General features: G+C 63.5%; 17 protein-coding genes. 7 read left to right on the plus strand and 10 right to left on the minus strand.

What is annotated here, in order from left to right:
- Nucleotides 1-35: 35 nt before the first annotated feature.
- Nucleotides 36-1,268 (minus strand): MFS transporter, encoded by a 1,233-nt coding sequence (locus QLG03_RS23005; protein WP_049014070.1) that lies wholly within the window; start codon nucleotides 1,266-1,268, stop codon nucleotides 36-38.
- 275 nt (nucleotides 1,269-1,543) lie between these two features.
- Here QLG03_RS23005 and QLG03_RS23010 point away from each other — a divergent pair, with 275 nt between their 5' ends.
- Both QLG03_RS23010 and QLG03_RS23015 read left to right on the plus strand, forming a co-directional pair.
- On the plus strand, nucleotides 1,544-3,151 hold the full coding sequence (locus QLG03_RS23010; RefSeq protein ID WP_255987604.1) for an FAD-NAD(P)-binding protein: 1,608 nt from the start codon (nucleotides 1,544-1,546) through the stop codon (nucleotides 3,149-3,151).
- A gap of 107 nt (nucleotides 3,152-3,258) precedes the next feature.
- Nucleotides 3,259-4,359, plus strand: a complete 1,101-nt coding sequence (locus QLG03_RS23015) for an NADH:flavin oxidoreductase/NADH oxidase (RefSeq protein ID WP_023289748.1) — start codon at nucleotides 3,259-3,261, stop codon at nucleotides 4,357-4,359.
- A gap of 229 nt (nucleotides 4,360-4,588) precedes the next feature.
- Here QLG03_RS23015 and QLG03_RS23020 read toward each other — a convergent pair whose 3' ends face one another.
- Together QLG03_RS23020 and QLG03_RS23025 are read right to left on the minus strand one after the other, a co-directional pair.
- A complete protein-coding gene (locus QLG03_RS23020; protein WP_032452914.1) occupies nucleotides 4,589-5,077 on the minus strand; it encodes a hypothetical protein in 489 nt (162 codons plus the stop codon).
- Between the two features lie 88 nt (nucleotides 5,078-5,165).
- The gene (locus QLG03_RS23025; protein WP_255988007.1) at nucleotides 5,166-6,071 is read right to left on the minus strand and encodes a LysR family transcriptional regulator; all 906 of its coding nucleotides are present in this window, start codon (nucleotides 6,069-6,071) and stop codon (nucleotides 5,166-5,168) included.
- A gap of 174 nt (nucleotides 6,072-6,245) precedes the next feature.
- On the opposite strand from QLG03_RS23025, the gene QLG03_RS23030 reads away from it, so the two are divergent.
- On the plus strand, nucleotides 6,246-7,223 hold the full coding sequence (locus QLG03_RS23030; RefSeq protein ID WP_023289751.1) for a nitronate monooxygenase: 978 nt from the start codon (nucleotides 6,246-6,248) through the stop codon (nucleotides 7,221-7,223).
- A gap of 32 nt (nucleotides 7,224-7,255) precedes the next feature.
- Here QLG03_RS23030 and hpxK read toward each other — a convergent pair whose 3' ends face one another.
- From hpxK to hpxU, 7 genes are all read right to left on the minus strand, one after another.
- Nucleotides 7,256-8,515 (minus strand): allantoate amidohydrolase, encoded by a 1,260-nt coding sequence (hpxK, locus tag QLG03_RS23035; protein WP_180265918.1) that lies wholly within the window; start codon nucleotides 8,513-8,515, stop codon nucleotides 7,256-7,258.
- Nucleotides 8,512-9,753, minus strand: a complete 1,242-nt coding sequence (locus QLG03_RS23040) for an alanine--glyoxylate aminotransferase family protein (RefSeq protein ID WP_255987606.1) — start codon at nucleotides 9,751-9,753, stop codon at nucleotides 8,512-8,514. The genes hpxK and QLG03_RS23040 overlap by 4 nt, the downstream gene beginning before the upstream one ends.
- Before the next feature lie 15 nt (nucleotides 9,754-9,768).
- A complete protein-coding gene (locus QLG03_RS23045) occupies nucleotides 9,769-10,506 on the minus strand; it encodes an amino acid ABC transporter ATP-binding protein (RefSeq protein WP_002905293.1) in 738 nt (245 codons plus the stop codon).
- Entirely contained in the window at nucleotides 10,487-11,143 is a 657-nt protein-coding gene (locus tag QLG03_RS23050; RefSeq protein WP_002905295.1) for an amino acid ABC transporter permease, read from the minus strand. Before QLG03_RS23050 ends, QLG03_RS23045 begins: the two co-directional genes overlap by 20 nt.
- A complete protein-coding gene (locus tag QLG03_RS23055; protein ID WP_023289754.1) occupies nucleotides 11,143-11,808 on the minus strand; it encodes an amino acid ABC transporter permease in 666 nt (221 codons plus the stop codon). Before QLG03_RS23055 ends, QLG03_RS23050 begins: the two co-directional genes overlap by 1 nt.
- 9 nt (nucleotides 11,809-11,817) lie before the next feature.
- Entirely contained in the window at nucleotides 11,818-12,603 is a 786-nt protein-coding gene (locus tag QLG03_RS23060) for a transporter substrate-binding domain-containing protein (protein ID WP_023289755.1), read from the minus strand.
- Between the two features lie 214 nt (nucleotides 12,604-12,817).
- Nucleotides 12,818-13,657, minus strand: a complete 840-nt coding sequence (hpxU, locus tag QLG03_RS23065; protein ID WP_023289756.1) for a MurR/RpiR family transcriptional regulator HpxU — start codon at nucleotides 13,655-13,657, stop codon at nucleotides 12,818-12,820.
- Nucleotides 13,658-13,836: 179 nt separating this feature from the next.
- Between hpxU and hpxW the strand changes: the two genes are divergently transcribed.
- Genes hpxW through hpxZ form a run of 4 tightly spaced genes read left to right on the plus strand, consistent with a single transcriptional unit; the run spans nucleotide 13,837 to nucleotide 17,396 of the window.
- Nucleotides 13,837-15,423 carry an oxamate amidohydrolase gene (gene hpxW, locus QLG03_RS23070; RefSeq protein WP_048297540.1) on the plus strand — a complete coding sequence of 529 codons (1,587 nt, stop codon included), beginning with the start codon at nucleotides 13,837-13,839 and terminating at the stop codon, nucleotides 15,421-15,423.
- A 10-nt stretch (nucleotides 15,424-15,433) separates the two neighbouring features.
- On the plus strand, nucleotides 15,434-15,619 hold the full coding sequence (gene hpxX, locus QLG03_RS23075) for an oxalurate catabolism protein HpxX (RefSeq protein ID WP_023289758.1): 186 nt from the start codon (nucleotides 15,434-15,436) through the stop codon (nucleotides 15,617-15,619).
- Nucleotides 15,616-17,013 carry an AtzE family amidohydrolase gene (locus QLG03_RS23080; protein WP_044523349.1) on the plus strand — a complete coding sequence of 466 codons (1,398 nt, stop codon included), beginning with the start codon at nucleotides 15,616-15,618 and terminating at the stop codon, nucleotides 17,011-17,013. Before hpxX ends, QLG03_RS23080 begins: the two co-directional genes overlap by 4 nt.
- Nucleotides 17,010-17,396 carry an oxalurate catabolism protein HpxZ gene (gene hpxZ / locus QLG03_RS23085; RefSeq protein WP_023289760.1) on the plus strand — a complete coding sequence of 129 codons (387 nt, stop codon included), beginning with the start codon at nucleotides 17,010-17,012 and terminating at the stop codon, nucleotides 17,394-17,396. Before QLG03_RS23080 ends, hpxZ begins: the two co-directional genes overlap by 4 nt.
- Nucleotides 17,397-17,485 lie beyond the last annotated feature (89 nt).

Raw genomic sequence — 17,485 nt, forward strand, 5'->3', positions numbered from 1 at the left:
TCTGCCGGGCGCCTGATTACGCCCGGCGTCAGCCCTTAACGGCTGGTGGAGAGCGGCTGGTGACTCGCCGCTCCGGCAGGTTGCGCCACCCGGCCCTCGCGGCCAAAGAAGGTGAGAATGGTAATGACGATCGCCACCGTCCCGGCCACCAGGGCCATCGCCAGGCCGTAGTTATGCCCGTGGTGCTGCGCAATGGAGGCCTGCAGGGTGGCATTCACCGAGGCCAACAGATTCCCCAGCTGATAGACGAAACCGGGCAGCACCGCCCGGGTATTGGCCGGGACCAGTTCGTTGAGCCAGGTCGGGATCACCCCCCAGGCGCCCTGCACCATAAACTGCATCAGAAACGCCCCGGCCCCCAGCGCCAGCGAGCCGCTGGCGAAAGCCCACAGCGGGATCACCGGCAGCGCCAGCAGAGCGGCGATCATAATCGCTTTGCGCCGGCCAATCTTCTCCGACAGCGAGCCGAAGAACACCCCGCCGATGATTGAGGCGATGTTGTAGCACACCGCGATAATGCTGACCGTTTCCGGCGCAAACCCGTGCTGGACTTTCAAAAATACCGGGTAGAGATCCTGCGTCCCATGGGAGAAGAAGTTAAAGGCCGCCATCAGCACCACCAGGTACAGGCACAGCTTCCAGTGGCTACGCAGCACCGGCAGCAGAGCCGTGCTCGCTTTACTCTGCCGGGCCGCCAGCCAGACCGGGGACTCCTCGACGCAGAAATAGATAAACGGCAACAGCAGCACCGGGGCGGCGCCAATGACAAACATCCCGCGCCAGCCGAGCTGTGCAAACAGCAGCCCGTAGGCCACCGCCGCCAGCAGATAGCCGAAGGGATACCCCGCCTGGAACAGACCGGACATCAGGCCGCGCGAGCGGTCGGGGATCGTCTCCATCGCCAGCGACGAAGCCACGCCCCAGATCCCGCCCATCGCCACGCCGTACAGCACCCGCAGCAGAAAAAACAGCATCAACGACGGCGCCGCGGCGGAGAGCAGCTCAAAGGCGGAGAAGAAAACGATATTGAGCATCAGAATCGGTTTGCGGCCAAACTTTTCCGCCGCCCTGCCGAAGATCAATGCGCCGACGGGCCGCACGGCCAGGGTCAGCAGAATCGCCAGGGTGACCTCTTCGAGGTCGACGTGAAAGGAGTGGGCGATATCGCTCAGTAAAAAAACCAACAGGAAAAAGTCGAAAGCATCGAGCGTCCAGCTTAAAAAACTGGCGATCGCCGCATTGCGCTGTCGTGAAGTCCAGCCGTGCATCTTGTCATCCCTATCCCGACGGCGTTGCCGGGAGCTTGCGCGGCGTCCGGCAGAGCAGGCTGGTGTCACCGCTTGTGTAAATTGTTTGTATAGAAAGTTGCTCTTTTGTTAATTACACCCCTTTTCCGGCCGTCGGCAAGTTTATTAGCACGCTAATTTGTTTCAAATTGCGTGCGACGGCCCACCGGTTCGCTAATTTTCGACCAGAATTAAGGGCAGGCTGGCTTCAGTGCACTGCCCCGATGCCGTATCCACCCACAGGAAGGGAGAGAATCATGAAGAGAATCGCCATCGTCGGCGCCGGGCCGACGGGGATTTACACCTTGTATGAACTGGTGAAGCGCGGTGAGCCGCTATCGATCGCGCTGTTTGAAAAAGAGGCGCAGGCCGGGGTCGGTATGCCCTACAGTGACGATAATACCGCGGCGCAGATGCTGGCCAACATCGCCAGCATTGAGATCCCCCCTATCGACCTGACCTATCTGCAATGGCTGCAGCAGCAGAGCGATGACTGGCTGGCGGCGCGCGGTCTTGAACGGCACGCGCTGCATGAGCGCCAGTTTCTGCCACGGGTGATCCTCGGCGAGTACTACCGCGACCGCTTTCTGTATCTTGTCCAACGGGCCAGAGACGCGGGCTTCGTGGTGAACGTTTGCGAGTCCTGTGAGGTCACGGATATTGCGGTGCAGCCCGTCGGGATCGCCATCCACACCGACAGCGCGGCGCAGCCGGATATCGTCGATCTGGTGGTGGTAGCCACCGGCCATTTGTGGCCTGAAGAAGAACGCGCCAGCCGGCAATACTTCCCCAGTCCGTGGACCGGCCTGATGGAGGCCCGCATCGCCCCCTGTCGGGTCGGGATCCTCGGGACCTCCTTAAGCGCGATTGATGCCGCCGTGGCGGTTGTGGCCCGCCACGGCGTTTTCCATACTGAACACGACAAAACGACCCATTTTTCCCTGCATCCCGGCAGCGAAGCGCTGGAGATCACGCTGATGTCACGCAACGGCGTGCTGCCAGAGGCCGATTTCTACTGCCCGATCCCGTGGGAGCCGCTGGAGTTCGCCACCCCTGCCGCCCTTGAGGCGGCCGTCGCTCAGGGTAGCGACGGCCTGCTGGAGCGGGTGTTTCAGCTGATCGTCCAGGAGCTGGAATATGCCGCCCCGGCCTGGTGCCAGGCGATGGGGCTGCGCCAGCTGACGCCTGACAGCATCGCCGACACCTGGTTTGCCGACCGTCTCACCCATGACCCCTTCCAGTGGGCGCAGCGCAATCTGCAGGAGGTGGAGCGCAATAAGCGCGAGCGCCACACGGTGCCCTGGCGCTATGCCATTCTCCGCCTGCACGAGGCGATTGAAACCGTGGTGCCGCAGCTCAACGACGAGGACAGCCGTCGCTTCCGCCAGGGGCTCGCCCGCGTGTTTATTGATAACTACGCCGCGATCCCGCCGGAGTCCATTCGCCGCCTGCTGGCCCTGCACCGGGCGGGCATTCTGCGAATTGTGGCGCTGGGTGAGGATTACGATCTGCAGCGCGAGTCTGACCGGACGCTGATTGTCCATCATCAGCAGCGCTGTGAATTCGATGTCTTTATCGATGCCCGCGGACAGAAAGCGCTCAAAACCCGGGATCTGCCCTTTCCTTCACTGCGCCAGCAGCTGCTGGCCTGCGGCGACGCTATTCCGGACGTTGGCGATGACTACACGCTGCAGGCGCCGGAGGCAGTGCGCGGCCGGGTCGCCTTCGGCGCCCTTCCCTGGCTGATGCACGATCGCCCCTTTATCCAGGGGCTGACGGCCAGCGCCGAGATTGGCAGCGCAATGGCCCGCGCGGTGTCACAGCAGGCAACCGGCCGGCGGCGCCGTCTCTGGTTTATCGACTAGCGGGACGTTTAAACGCAATATCCGAATAAAGGGGGGCTGGCAGGCGTGCTATAAACAGTGGCTGTTCGCCCCCGAGCAAGACCACGTCTAACATTTACGAGGTACTCATGAGTCATCTTTTTAGCGCGACGCGTATTGGTCAGTTGACGCTGGATAACCGTATCGTTATCGCCCCCATGTGTCAGTACTCTGCTGACGAGGGGAAGGCGACGTCCTGGCACCGGATCCATCTCGGGCAGCTGGCGTTCTCCGGCGCCGGCCTGTTAATTCTGGAAGCCACGGCGGTAGAGCCGGCGGGACGTATCTCGCCGGGGGATCTGGGGCTGTGGGATGATGAAACCGAAAACGCCCTGCGCGCCGTGGTGGAGGATATCCGGGCCTGGTCACCGATCCCTCTGGGGATCCAGCTGGGGCATGCCGGGCGCAAGGCCTCCTGCGCGGCCCCCTGGCAGGGTGGCCATCAGCTGGCGCTCAACCAGGGCGGCTGGCAGACCGTCGCCCCCTCCGCGGTGGCGTTTCACGACGGCGATCGCGCCCCGGCCGAGCTGAGCCATGCCGATCTGGCGCGCATCAAAGCGGCCTTTGTCGCCAGCGCATTGCGCGCCCAACGCCTGGGCTTTGAGCTGATTGAGCTGCACGCCGCCCACGGCTATCTGCTGCACCAGTTTCTCTCGCCGCTCAGCAATCAGCGCCGGGACGAGTATGGCGGTTCGCTGGAAAACCGCATGCGCTATCCGCTGGAAGTGTTTAAGGCAATCCGCGAGGCGGTGGGCAACGCCATGGCGGTGGGCGTCAGGTTGTCGGCTACCGACTGGGTCGAAGGCGGCTGGGACGGCGAGCAATCCATTCAGTTCAGTCAGCAGCTGGAAGCGCTGGGCAGCGACTATATCCATGTCTCCAGCGGCGGATTGTCGCCGCAGCAGGCAATCACCGTCGGGCCGGGGTATCAGTTGCCTTTCGCCCGCGACATTCGCGAGCAGGTAGCCATCCCGGTGATTGGCGTGGGACTGATCACCGACCCGCAGCAGGCGGAAGCGGCGCTGGAGAATGGCGATGCCGACCTGATCGCCCTCGCCCGCGCGGTGCTCTACGATCCGCACTGGCCATGGCACGCCGCGGCCAGCCTTGGCGCCCAGGTTCGCGTACCTTCGCAATATCTGCGCTCCGAGCCGCACGGCCTGAAAGGCACCCTGCTTCCAAACCGCTGAACCCGGAACGGGCATCAAAAAGGGGTATCGTAAGATACCCCTGAGCAGGATGTTAATGCCGTCCTATGTGCCGGGCGGCGGCAACGCCTTGCCCGGCCTACAATACCCGATCATTGCGCAGCCAACTCGCCCCGCTTGCAGGCCCGCGCAAGCGCCGCGCCGCCGGGCGCGATATCAGGCTCCACGCCCTGTTTTAACGGACGGCGGCTGGCCAGGCAAACACCGCAAGTTACTGCTGGGCGGCCGGTGGCGTAGCGTTCTGTTTATCCTTCGCGATACTGTCCTGAATGGCTTTGGTTTTGCTCGCCGCTTCCGCCGAAAGCTGATTGGCATCGCCGATGGCGTTGTCTTTGATCTGACCCGCCTCTTTGACGATGCGGTCACTTTCCTGCTTTGCGTTCTGCTTCACCGCATCGGCCTGGGCTTTCGCCTGCTCGGCGATGGCATCCGCTTTCTTGTCCGCCTCCGCCTTGATGGCGCTGGCCTGATCCTTCAGACGATCGGCCTCGGCGTCGGCCTGGCTTTTCAGCGTATCAATTTGCTTATCCGCATCCTGCTTAATCGCCTGGGCTTTGTCCGCCGCGGCATCCTTCATCTGCTCCGCATTATCTTTGGCCTTATCCAGTTTGTTATCTACTTTCGACGCATCGTCGCAGCCAAACAGGGTCAGGCACAGTGCGGAAGCGAGCAGTGTTTTATTCCAGAGTTTCATCAGCATTCCCTTACAGGTTGAGTCATTATCCAGCCTTGTGATTTATTGCTTTAATAGCATTCACATTTTATATATAAACGCTCAGCCAGCAGAGTCAAGCCGGCGGCGTCCGCGCCAGGGTCGCCACCAGCCCCTGCAGCCAGTCGGCAAAGACCCGCACCTTGTGCGAAAGATGCCGGTGCGGATAGAGCAGCGACAGCGGGCGACGCGGCGCCGGAAAGTCCGGCAGAATTTCTACCAGCTGGCCGCTGTCGATGTAGGGCTGTAAAAAGAAGCTCATCCCCTGCAGCATCCCCAGCCCCGCCAGTCCGGCGGCGGTAAAGACTTCCGAGTTGTCCAGCACCAGCTTGCCGGGAATGGCGATCTGCCGGACGCCCTCCGGGGTCTGGAATCGCCAGGGCATAATCTGCCGGCTGCTGCTGTTCACCCAGTTCACCGCCAGGTGCGACTGCAGGTCCTCCAGCGTGGCGGGCACCCCATAGCGCGCCAGATATTCCGGACTGGCGCAGGTGGTTAACGCCACCTCCCCCAGCGAGCGCGCCACATAGTCGCCATCCTCCAGTTCACCCACCCGCAGCAGGCAATCCAGGCCATCGCGCAGCATATCCCGGCGCACATCGGAGCTGCTGAGGACAATTTCCACCTCCGGATGGGCCTGATAAAAATCCGCCAGATGCGGGATCACCAGCAGCCGTGCAAAAGCGATCGGCATATCGACGCGTAGCTGGCCGCGTATCGGCCGGTCCGGCGCGAACGACTCCAGCAGATCGTCGGCCTGGGAGAGCAGCGGTTTACTGCGGCGATAAAACTCTTCTCCCTCCGGCGTGAGATACAGGCGCCGGGTGGTACGCTGCAGCAGCCTGACCCCGCTCTCCCGCTCCAGCTGCTGCAGCGCTTTGGTCACCGCCGGCCGGTGGATCTGCAAATTTTCCGCCGCCTGGGAAAAGCTGCCGGCGTCGACGATTTCAATAAAGATTTTAATATTTTCAAACAGATTCATCTGCATAACGGCCCGTCCCCTATCTCATCGCCTGCCGTAATTATTACTAAATTAATAATAGTGCTGAAAGTTTTCGCTCATTTTTTAAAACAATAAAGGCGCCTACACTGCTCTCATTGCCGCATCGTTGGGGCGAAAAAAAAGATAACTTGTTAACATAAAAGGAAAAATATCATGCAATCTAACCGCGTTGCCCGCATTCTGGGTATTGAAAAACCGGTGGTCCAGGGGCCGCTTTCCTGGCTGACCGATGCGCGTCTGGTGGCGGCCGTCGGCAACGCCGGTGGTCTCGGGGTACTGGGCCCGAACGCCGGGCTGACGGCGGCAACCGCTGTCTCCACGCCGGAAGCGACGGCTGAGAAAATGCGCGAAGAGATCCGCAAAACCAAACAGCTGACCGAGAAGCCCTTTGGCGTCAATCTTATCCCGACGGCGGAAAACGACATCTGGACGCCGGCGATCCTGCCGGTGATCAAAGCGGAAGGCGTTAAGGTGGTGGTCTACACCGGCTACGGCGACGGTTCGTTAAAACCGGCGCTATTTGACGAACTGAAAGCCGCCGGGATCACCATTATCTATCGCGATATTAACCCGACGCCTGAGAACAGCCGCCGCGCGGAGCAGGCCGGAGCGGACATTATCGTCGCCACCGGCTTTGACGAAGGCGGCACGCTGCCGGGCACCGCGCTGGGGACCTTCACCATCGTCCCGCTGATTGTTGACGCGGTACAGCGGGTTCCGGTAATGGCCGCGGGGGGGATAACCGATGCCCGAGGGGCGCATGCCGCTCACGCCCTCGGCGCGGAAGGCGTCTTCGCCGGTTCGGTATTCATCAGCACCGTCGAAAGCCGGGTTCCCGACTCGGTGAAAGCGAAAATTGTCGCCGCCAACGGCCTGGATCTGCGGCTGTTCCGCACCCTGCCGGACTACTACCGCGCTCTGCCCGGCAAACTGAGCGACAAACTGGTAGCCATGGACCGGGCCGGCGCCTCAAAGGCCGAGCTGGCCCAGGCGATGGGCGGTCTGCGCGGAATGCGGCTGGGCATGCTGGAGGGGAATACTGATGAGGGGTATATCTCGCTGGGGGCGGGGATCGGCAATATCCATGCCATCACCTCCGTCGCCGAGGTGGTCAACCGGCTGGCGGTGTAACGCCGCCAGCCGGGGTACGGCAACCGGCGCGATCAGGCGTCGGCCACCTGCTCTACCGCCCGGGAGAACGCGTCGATGGCCAGCCCGACGTCGGCGGTGGTGACCGATTCCGCCGGGTGATGGCTGACGCCCCCCAGACAGCGCACAAACAGCATGGCCGATGGCCAGCGCTCGGCGATGGCGATGGCGTCATGCCCTGCGCCGCTCGGCAGCGTCAGCGACCGCCCCTGCACTGCCACCACCGCCTCGCTCAGCACCGCCTGCAGCTGGCTGTCGCAGGCGGTGGCGGCGATGCGATAATACTCCTCGGCGCTGAAGCTCAGCTGGCGGCGCCCGACAATGGCCTGCGCCTCCGCCAGCACCTCCTCCAGCAGCGCCGCCAGCGGCGCATCCTGCGGGCCGCGAATATCCAGCGTCAGCTGCACCTCGCCCGGTATCACGTTCACCGCGCCCGGCGCACAGCGCAGGGTGCCGACCGTCGCCACCAGATTGCCGCCGCGCTGCCGGGTCAGGCTTTCCACCTGCACCATCCATTCCGCCGCCGCGGCGAGCGCGTCCTTACGATGGAGCATTGGCACCGTGCCGGCATGGCCGGCTTCGCCGGTAAAGCGGCAGTTCAGGCGGCGGGCGCCGTTAATCGCCTCCACTACGCCGAGCGCCAGACCCGCCTGCTCCAGGCACGGCCCCTGCTCGATATGCAGTTCCAGATAGGCGGCGATATCCTGCGGGCGGCGGGCGGCATGGGCGATCCGCGCCGGATCGAGCCCGGCATTCACCAGCGCCTGGGCGACGCTCACCCCGTCGGCATCGCACTGCGACAGCCAGCTTTCGGGCCAGGTGCCGGTGACGCCGCGGCTGCCAAGCAGGGTGATGCCGAAGCGGGTGCCCTCTTCATCGCCAAAACCGACGATCTCGATAGCCTTTGCCAGCCGTCGCCCCTGCTGGTGCAGACGCTGCACCACCTCAATCGCCGTCAGCACGCCGAGCATGCCATCGTAGCGCCCGGCGTTGCGCACGGTGTCAAGATGAGAGCCCAGCAGCACTGCCGGCGCGCCCTCCTGCACGCCTTCATAGCGACCGCAGATGTTGCCGACGCTGTCCTGCCACACCATCATACCGGCGGCCTGCATCCACTGACCCACCAGCTGGTTGGCCTGCAGATGCTCCGGCGACAGATAGACCCGGGTCAGGGCGTCGGCGGTTTCGCTGAGGGCGGCCAGCTGGTCGGCCCGCGCCATTACCCGGCTGGCGGCCACCTCTCTCTCCGCCTGCTGGCGGACGGTATCACTCATAGGTTGCCCTCGGTGCGGTAGTGATCCCAGGCCGCCTGCATCGCCGCGCCCTGAGTGGTGGTGAACTTGAGGTAGTTCAGCACCGCCTCCAGCGCACTGAGGGTCTGCATCACACAGTCTTTACGCGCGTTATAGCCCATGGTGCCAATGCGCCAGACTTTACCGTGCAGCGGGCCGAACGAGGTGCCAATCTCAATGCCGAAATCTTCCAGCATCAGCTTACGCACCTGGTCGCCGTTGACCCCGTTGGGGATCACCACCCCCAGCACGTTATTCATTTTGTGCCGCAGGTCGCCAAAGGTCTCGAGACCCATCGCCTGGATCCCTTTCAGCAGCGCATCGCCGTGCAGCTTGTGGCGGGCGATGCCGTTGTCGAGTCCCTCCTGAAGGATCAGGCGCGCGCACTCCCGGGCGGCGAACAGCGCCGAGGTCGCTTCGGTGTGGTGGTTAAGGCGCTCCGGCCCCCAGTAATCCATCACCATCCCGAGATCGAAATAGTTGGAGTAGATCATCTCGTCGACGCCATCGTGGTGGGCGTCGGTGCGGATCCCCTGCTCAATGCAGCGGCGGCGGCGGATCGCCTCTTCCATCCGCGGGCTGAGGGTAATGGGCGAGGTGCCGGAGGGGCCGCCCAGGCACTTCTGCATCCCGGCGGACACCGCGTCAAGCTGCCAGGCGTCGGTTTCCAGCGGGTTGCCGCCGAGCGACGCGGTGGCGTCAGTATAGAACAGCACGTCGTGGCGACGACAAATCTCCCCCAGCTCCGCCAGCGGCTGCAGCATGGTGGTCGAGGTATCGCCCTGCACGGTAAGCAGCAGGCGCGGGCGCACGCGCTTGATCGCGTCCTCAACCTGGTCCGGGGTAAAGACTTCCCCCCACGGCACCTCGATGGTGTATACCTCTGCCCGGCAACGGCGCGCAATCTCGCACAGCAGATGACCAAACCGGCCGAACACTGGCACCAGCACCTTGTCGCCCGGACGGATCGCCGACACCAGGATCGCTTCGATACCGGCGCGGGAGGTACCGTCCACCAGCATCGTCCAGCGGTTTTCGGTGCGAAACACGCCGCGGTAGAGCGCCATCACTTCATTCATATAGTGGGTCATCGCCGGATCGTACTGACCCACCAGCTGGCTCGCCATGGCGCGCAGCACGCGCGGGTCGGCGTTGATCGGCCCCGGACCCATCAGCAGGCGCTGCGGCGGGTTAATTTGCGAAAACTGAGTGATATCCATCTGCCATTCCTTACGTTAGTTAAGACCGCGCACCGAGGAGATAAACTGTTTCAGTTCGGTTGTCTGCGGACTGGCGAACAGCGTTTTGCTGTCACCCTGCTCCCAGACGCGCCCCTGATGCATAAACACCACGCGGTCGCCCACTTCGCGGGCAAAATTCATTTCATGGGTGACGAGGATCAGCGTCATGCCTTCCGCCGCCAGCTGCTCCAGCACCTTCAGTACTTCGCCCACCAGTTCAGGGTCGAGCGCCGAGGTGATTTCGTCACAAAGTAAAACCTTTGGCGACATGGCCAGCGCCCGGGCGATGGCCACGCGCTGCTGCTGGCCGCCGGAGAGGTTGGCCGGGTAGTAATCCAGACGGTCGCCGAGCCCGACCTTCTCCAGCATCCGCTGCGCCAGCTCGCGGCATTCGGCCTGGGACTTCTTCAGCACCCGCCGCGGGGCCAGCATGACGTTCTCCAGCGCCGTCATGTGCGGAAAGAGATTGAAGTTCTGGAATACCATGCCGATGGAGCGGCTGATCTCCCGGGCCTGGGAATCGCGGTCGGTGATGGTCATGCCCCCGAGCTTGATGCTCCCCTCCTGGTACCCCTCCAGGCCATTGATGCAGCGCAGCAGAGTGCTTTTGCCCGAGCCGCTGCGGCCGATGATCGAGATCACTTCCCCCATGTCGATATCCAGATCGACGCCCTTCAGCACATGGTTGTCGCCGTAGTACTTCTGCATCTGATTAATGGTGATGAGAGGCATTGAATTTGTTCTCCAGATAACGGCTGTAGCGGGACAGCGGATAGCACAGAATGAAATAGCCCAGCGCCACCAGGGCAAACACTTTAAACGGCTGGTAAGTGACGTTGGTCAGCATGGTTCCCGCCTTGGTCAGCTCCACAAAGCCAATAATCGAGGCCAGCGCCGTACCTTTGATCACCTGCACGGCGAACCCCACCGTCGGCGCGATGGCGATGCGCAGCGCCTGCGGCGCCACCACCCGGTACAGGGTCTGGCCGAAGCTCAGCCCGAGACAGCGCGAGGCTTCCCACTGGCCTTTCGGCAGCGCGCGAATGCTGCCGAACCAGATATCCAGCAGAAAGGCGCTGGTGTAGAGCGTCAGGGCCACCGACGCCGCGGTCCATGCCGAGACGTCGATGCCGAACAGCGCCACGCCGAAAAATGCCAGAAACAGCTGCATCAGCAGCGGCGTCCCCTGAAACAGTTCGACGTAGCCGCGGATCAGTCGTTTTACCTGCCGTCCGCCGGTCAGACGCAACAGCAGCAACGGTAAGGTCACCAGCGCCCCGCCGGTGAAGGCGACCAGAGACAGCAGCACCGTCCAGCGACCGGCCAGCAGCAGGTTGCGGATAATGTCCCAGTCGGTAAAGGTGGTCATCATGCCTGCACTCCCAGCCATTTACGTCCCGCCGCCATCAGCAGCTGACGCATCGCTATCGATAACGCTAAGTAGATCCCGGTGGTCACCAGATAGACCTCAAAGCTCAAAAATGTCCGCGACTGGATCAGGTTGGCGGCGAAGGTCAACTCCTCATAGGAGACCTGCGACACCACCGACGAGCCGAGCATCACGATGATGCACTGGCTGACCAGCGCCGGATAAATCCGCTGCAGCGCCGGGGGCAGCACGACGCGAACGAAGGTTTGCGTCCGGCTGAGTCCGAGCACGCGTCCGGCCTCCCACTGGCCTTTCGGCGTCACCTGAATGCCGGCGCGCACGATCTCGGTGCTGTAGGCCCCAAGGTTAACCACCATCGCCAGCAGCGCCGCTTCGCCGGCGGTCATCTTCAGTCCCAGGTTCGGTAAACCAAAGACGATAAAAAAGAGCTGCACCACGAACGGCGTGTTACGAATGATTTCCACATATCCGCCCCATACCCGGCTGAGGATGCCCGGGCGGCCGCTGCGGATCGCCGCCCCGAGGATGCCGATCGCCAGTCCGCCGATCGTCGCCAGCACCGTCAGCTGCACCGTCACCCACAGGCCGGCCAGCAGCTCCGGCCAATGCGGCCAGAGCTCAGAAAAATGAAGTTGCTCCGTCATCCACAGACCTTACGCGCCGAGGCTGGCAGGCAGCGGCGCTTTCAGCCACTTCTCAGACAGACCGTTGAGGGTGCCGTCCTTAATGCCCTGCTCGATGAGGGTATCCACTTTCGCCTTCAGCGCTGGTTCGTTCTTTTTCAGCCCGATAAAGCACGGCGAGTCCTTCAGCATAAAGCTCGGCACCGGCGCTTTGTCGGCGTTCTGCCGGGCGATGGCCGCCACCACCAGGTTCCCGGTGGCGACATACTGCACCTGGCCTGACAGATAGGCCGACAGAGTGGTGTTATTGTCCTCGTAGCGCTTAATCTGCGCCGCCTGCGGCGCCACGCTGGTCAGCACCATGTCTTCCACCGCTCCGCGGGTCACGCCGACGCTTTTACCGCTCAGCGCGGCCGCGTCCTTCAGCTCCGCCCCTTTCGGGCCAAACACCCCGAGGAAGAACGGCGCGTAGGCGCGGCTGAAGTCGATCACTTTCTCACGCTCAGCGTTTTTGCCGAGGCTGGAGATCACCAGGTCCACCTTATCCGTCTGCAGATACGGCACGCGGTTGGCGCTGGTTACCGGGACCAGCTGCAGCTTGAGCTTCATCGACTTCGCCAGATAGCGCGCCATGTCGATGTCATACCCCTGCGGCTGCAGGTCGGTCCCCACCGAGCCGAATGGCGGAAAATCCTGGGGTACGGCAATGCGGATGACGCCGCGTTTTTCAATATCCTGGAGCTGGTCAGCCTGAGCGGCGGAAACAGACGAAAGGAGACAAGCGGCCCCGGCCAGTGCGATCAACAGTTTCTTCATGATGTTTACCCGTTACGTTAGCATGAAACAAAAGATTCTTTGAATCTGTTTTTGCAACTAATGTGCCAGATACGGTCGATGCGCGGGTTGGCGAGGAATTAAGGCAAAAAGTGAGAACGGACAGGGAGTAAGGAGCAGAAGTGTAAAAATCGGCGGCGCCAGAACGCGGAATCAAATGCACCATATTGATGCACAGCACCACGCTGGCGCCCCATCAGCGTTGTTCCAGCTCGTCCAGCTGCTGATAAAGCGTAGCGATATCGTGGATCCGCGGACGACCGCTGTCGAGCGTTTCATGCAGAAAGGCATTGGCCAGCAGATTGATCAGACTGTTGACCGAGGCATAGCTGTCGTAAGCCGAGACGCTGTCCAGCGGCGCGCAGAGCTGCCAGCGGGAGAGCGGGAACAGGCTGTGGGCCTGCGGCTCGCACATTAACAGAACCGGCACCCCGTCGCGCTGCAGCTGCTGCAGCAGCGGGCGCACGATCCGCGGCCGCCGGCGAAACGCCATCATCACCACCAGGTCATCGGCGGTCAGGTCGACCAGCTCTTCGCTGAGGCTCTGCCCCGGCTGGGGCAGCACCAGCACCTGACCGCGAGCCTGCAGCAGCTGCTGGCGCAGGTGTAGCGCCGCCGGATAGGCATTGCGCATGCCAATCACCACAATGCGGCGCGCGGCCACCATCGCCGTCAGCGCCTCGGCGAACTGGTGAGCGTCAAGGGCATTGACCCATTGGGTGAGGTTCGCCATCTCCTGCTTATAATGACGCGCCAGCAGCGTGTTACCCTGCACCGCGTCGCGCTGGTCGGTCAGCGGCATTCCGCTCTGGCGCAGGGTGCGCAGTTCATCGCGCATGTCCTTATATTTGTCATAGCCGAGGCGCTTGAACAGCCGGCTGACGGTGGCTTTCGACACGCCGCTCAGCTGCGCCAGCTCGGCGCTGTTGTAGCTTATCAGGTCATCAAAGTGGTCAAAGATGAAATCCGCCACCCGCTGCTCCTGCGGCGACAGCGAGGCATATTGCCCTTTCAGTCGTTCATCGAGTTGTTGCATAGCGCCCCTGTAACTTTCGTTTCATCATCCATCCCTCATCATACTGTATCTGCTATGCCTTACACATAGCGTGCCAGCGGGAAAATTCCGGTCATTGTTTTTATCAATGAAACGAAACGTTCAGAGATGGAACAGCTTTTGCAGTGTTCTGCGGGTGATTCGTTCAGAAAGGATAATTTATGCACAGTAGCAACGTTTCGACCCACGGCATGGCGGTCGCTCCCCACCACCTCGCCAGCCAGAGCGCGCTGGCCATCCTGCGCGAGGGCGGCAGCGCCATTGAAGCGATGGTGGCTGCCGCCGCGGCCATCGCCGTCGTCTATCCGCACATGAACGGCCTGGGCGGGGATGGTTTCTGGCTGATCGTGCCTCCCGAGGGGGATCCCATCGCCATTGACGCCAGCGGTGCGGCCGGCTCGCTGGCCACCCTCGAGGCCTATGCCGGTCAGCGGCATATCCCCCACCGGGGGCCGCAGGCTGCGCTGACCGTCGCCGGCACCGTCAGCGGCTGGGACGAGGCGCTGCGAATTTCACGGGACTTAACCGGCCGCGCGCTGCCGGTGGCGCGCCTGCTGGCCGATGCTATCGGTTATGCCGAAGACGGCATTCCGGTCACCGCCTCGCAGGCCCATGCCACCGCCAGCAAACTGGAAGAGCTGCGCCACCAGCCGGGCTTCAGCGAAACCTGGCTGGCGGCAGGCGAGCCCCCCCGGGCCGGCAGCCGCTTTCGCCAGCCCGCCCTCGCCGGAACCCTGCGCATGCTGGCCAGCGACGGTCTCGACAGTTTCTATCGCGGCCCGCTGGCCGAACGTCTCGCCCAGGGGATGGCCGCGCTGGGGATGCCCGTCACCCTCGGCGACCTGCAGGCCCACCGCGCCCGGCGCCCGGCGCCGCTGACGCTCCAGCACCGACAGGGCACGCTGTGGAACCTCGCCCCGCCGACGCAGGGGCTGGTGTCGCTGGCGATCCTTGGCATCACTGACCGTCTGAACATGGCCGACGCCGACGAGGCGCAAACGGTGCATCGCATCGTCGAAGCCACCAAGCGGGCGTTTGCCCTGCGCGATGCGCATATCACCGATCCGCGCCATCTGGATGTGGATGTACAGCAGTTGCTCACCCCGGAAGCCCTGCAGCCGCTGGCCGACAGCATCGACGACGCCAGCGCTTCCCCCTGGGGCGGCGGCAAAGGCCCGGGCGATACCGTCTGGATGGGCGTCGTGGATAACAGCGGCCTGGCGGTGTCGTTTATTCAGAGTATCTATCACGAGTTCGGCAGCGGCGTGGTGATCCCGGACACCGGGATCGTCTGGCAAAACCGCGGGGCGGCCTTTAGCCTCGACCCGCAGCATCTCCTGGCGCTGGCGCCAGGCAAACAGCCGTTCCATACCCTCAACCCCGCCGCGGCGCGCCTGAACGATGGTCGGGTGATGGTCTATGGCTCGATGGGCGGCGACGGTCAGCCGCAGACCCAGGCGGCGCTGTTTACCCGCTATATCCTGCAGGGGGCGCCGCTGCAGGAGAGCATCTCCCGGCCGCGCTGGCTGCTGGGCCGCACCTGGGGCCAGTCCTCGGATTCACTGAAGCTGGAGGGACGCTTTGCCCCCGCCTGCATCGCTCGCCTGCGCGAGCTGGGGCACGAGGTGGAAGTGCTGGCCGATTTCAGCGAGGCGATGGGCCACGCCGGGGCCATTGTCCGCCATCCCAACGGCCTGCTTGAAGGGGCTACCGATCCACGCAGCAACGGCGCCGCCGCCGGATACTAAGGAGCAGACCATGACCACACAGCCAGACTGGAGCGAGTATCTGACGCAAATGACCCACCTGTTGCGCCTGGAGCTGGATGCGCCGCGCCGTGAGGAGCTGGAGCGCCAGTTTGCCCGCATCGCCGCCATGGCGCAGCCGCTGATGGACTATCCCCTCGGGCCGCGCGACGACATTGCGGGGGTGTATAAAGCATGACACTTCACCATTTCACCATCGCCGAGATCCAGCGTGCGCTGCACGAGGGCGAACTGAGCGCCCGGGAGATCGCCCGCCAGACGCTGGACGATATCGCCCGCGTGAATCCGCAGATCAACGCCTGGACCGAGGTCACCGCCCAGCGCATGCTGGCGGAGGCCGACAGCATCGACGCCCTGCGCCGGGAAAAGCGCCCCCTGCCGCCGCTGGCGGGCATTCCCTACGCGGTGAAAAATCTGTTTGATGTCGCCGGGCACACCACCCTCGCCGGCGCGGAACTGCTGAGCGACCGGCCGCCGGCAGCCAGCGACAGCTGGGCGGTGCGCCAGCTGCACAGCGCGGGCGCCCTGCTCAGCGGGATGCTCAATATGGACGCCTACGCCTACGGCTTCACCACCGAAAACAGCCACTATGGCGCGACGCATAACCCGCACGATCTGTCGCGGATCGCCGGCGGATCTTCCGGCGGTTCGGCCGCGGCGGTGGCGGCCGGGCTGGTCCATTTCAGCCTCGGCAGCGATACCAACGGCTCGATCCGCGTCCCCGCGTCGCTGTGCGGGATCTTTGGTCTGAAACCCACTTTCGGCCGCCTCTCCCGCTCCGGCAGCCATCCGTTTGTCGCCAGTCTGGATCATATTGGTCCCTTTGCCCGCCGGGTGGCCGACCTTGCCGCGGTGTATGACGCCCTGCAGGGGCGCGACCCTGCCGATGACTTTCAGGCCGATAAAGCCAGCGAGCGCACCGGCAACCTGCTGGAGCGCGGGCTGGAGGGTCTGCGCTGCGCGCGGCTGGGGGGCTATTTCACCACCTGGTGCGATGACGACGCCCGGGCGGCCGTGGATCGGGTCGCCCACGCGCTGGGCGCCGACAGCGAGCTGCAGTTCGCGGATGCCGCCCTGGCCCGCTCGGCGGCCTTTATCATCAGCGCCAGCGAAGGCGGCAATCAGTATCTGCCGGATCTTCGCCACTCGCCCGAGCGCTTTGAGCCTCACTCCCGCGAGCGGCTGCTGGCCGGGGCGATGATCCCCTCCGCATGGTATCTGCAGGCCCAGCGCTTCCGCCGCCATGCCCGTCAGGCGATGAAATCCCTGTTCAGTCAGGCCGATGTGCTGATCGCCCCGGCCACCCCATGCAGCGCCACGCCGATTGGCGCCGAGGAGATGGTGATTAACGGCCAGCCGCTGCCGGTGCGCGCCAGCATGGGAATGCTGACGCAGCCGATCTCCTTCCTCGGGCTGCCGGTGGCGACCGTGCCCCTGCGTACCGCCAGCGGCAAGCCGATTGGCCTGCAGCTGATTGCCGCGCCGTTTAATGAACAAGCCTGTCTTCGCGCCGCGCGGGCGCTGGAAGCGATGGGCATTACCGATGCCCGAGTGGCGGAGAGTGCAGCATGATCAATCTGGATAATGTAGACCGCCCGGCGATCCTCGCCGAGGTGACGGCGGCGTTTTATCAGTATGAAGAGGCGCTGGTCAGCAATAACATCGAGGCGCTGGATGCGCTGTTCTGGCACGACCCGCGCACCGTACGGCTGGGGGCCGGTGAAAATCTGTATGGCATCGAGGCGATCCGCGCCTTTCGCGCCGCCCGCCCCGCCGCCGGTCTGGCCCGCGACCTGCGCCATACCACCATCACCACCTTTGGCGCGGACATGGCGGTGTGCAGCACCGAGTTCACCCGCGAAGGCAGCGCCCGCCCTGGACGCCAGCAACAGACGTGGGTGCGCTTTCCCTATGGCTGGCGGATTGTCGCCGCCCAGGTCAGTCTGATGGACTGAGGGGAACAATACCGATTATGGCCAGGTGGATACGGTCTCCCCTGGCCATTCCCGGACCGGTAAAAATGGAGTGATGGACGATGGTCAGG

The sequence above is a fragment of the Klebsiella sp. V115_8 genome (genome assembly GCF_029967715.1).
Lineage (GTDB): Bacteria > Pseudomonadota > Gammaproteobacteria > Enterobacterales > Enterobacteriaceae > Klebsiella > Klebsiella quasipneumoniae.